The following is a 1010-nucleotide window of genomic DNA, read 5'->3' as shown; positions in this document are numbered from 1 at the left end:
TCATTATACGACACAACTCTCAAAATACTTGGTCAAGCTTGAGACGCAATATGGCAAAATGACGTTATCTGAATGCTGAACGCTGGGAAGAGATGGGAAAACTCAATGATGCACAATTACAGCGTCGCATCGAACATATTTTAGAACGCCATCCTAACGCCTCGTCCTTAGTCGTCCGCCAGCGTCTAATGTCAAACCTAAAGCCATCACACATATATCCGCACTTAGTCCCCTTCTACGAGCAGTACCGCATTGATGATAGTGCCGATATTCAGCGCGAGCTGCAAAAAATGATGTCGATGCACTTAGGGCTGAGTATCATCGCGCAAACCTTGTCGACCGGTTGCTTTAACTACCGGCAAGTAGAAAAAGCCTTGTTAGAGTTGACGGCTGATTTTGACCATCTAGCACAAGCTCAGCGCTGTAAAGAGTTGCGCTTTGGTCATGGAGAACCAAAGGATGAGCATCACCAGTCTCAAATTGTGATGACGTTACAAAGGCTAGGTCACCGCTTACCCGACATTTGGCAAGTATTGCGGCAAGCAACCGAAAGTAACAAAATAGCCAAACCAAGATAACAAACGTTATCCCTCGAATTATCAGTAGCCTATCCCTGTTTTGGGAGGCTCGCTATAACTTCAAAGTATGGCGACAATACCCACTTGTTGGTGCTCTAGAAGCCTCTTAAACTAGCGATGCGGCTTTTCGAGCTGTGGGTTAAAGTGAGAGCATTGAGTACAGCTATAGGGACGTACAAGGATGTGAAAAGCCGCCCACAGACTGTCTTTATCCTTTTTTGTTTTTCGGTAAAACACGCCAATTACCGCTCATTAATCAGACGCCTTTTAGGAGCAGCATCGCTAATTAGGCTTTGAATAATCAATCGTGTATCGACACGTTGGAAACGAAGTGCAACCATAGAATGCCTTCCCTTTATTTACTCCTCGTTTCGCCACTCGTTTTACAAGGACAGACTGACAGTTTGGACACACTTTCGGTACCGGTTTCAT

The 1010-nt window shown here is 45.1% G+C and carries 2 protein-coding genes; one reads left to right on the top strand and one right to left on the bottom strand.

The features are described 5' to 3' along the window. Window positions 1-92: 92 nt before the first annotated feature. Entirely contained in the window at window positions 93-578 is a 486-nt protein-coding gene (locus OH459_RS27995; protein ID WP_269989877.1) for a hypothetical protein, read from the top strand. A 282-nt stretch (window positions 579-860) separates the two neighbouring features. Here the strand turns inward: OH459_RS27995 and OH459_RS27990 are convergent. Then, on the bottom strand, window positions 861-1010 hold a 150-nt coding region (locus OH459_RS27990), incomplete at its 5' end, for a topoisomerase DNA-binding C4 zinc finger domain-containing protein (RefSeq protein ID WP_269989879.1).

Source organism: Vibrio sp. MM46, from assembly GCF_027587135.1.
Taxonomy (GTDB): domain Bacteria; phylum Pseudomonadota; class Gammaproteobacteria; order Enterobacterales; family Vibrionaceae; genus Vibrio; species Vibrio harveyi.
Note: the sequence above shows the minus strand (reverse complement) of the source record. Positions and strands in the feature narration are given on the sequence as shown.

Bases quoted from the DNA above. Each gene is read 5' to 3' on its own strand.
- OH459_RS27995 (WP_269989877.1), top strand. From the start codon at position 93: ATGGGAAAACTCAATGATGCACAATTACAGCGTCGCATCGAACATATT.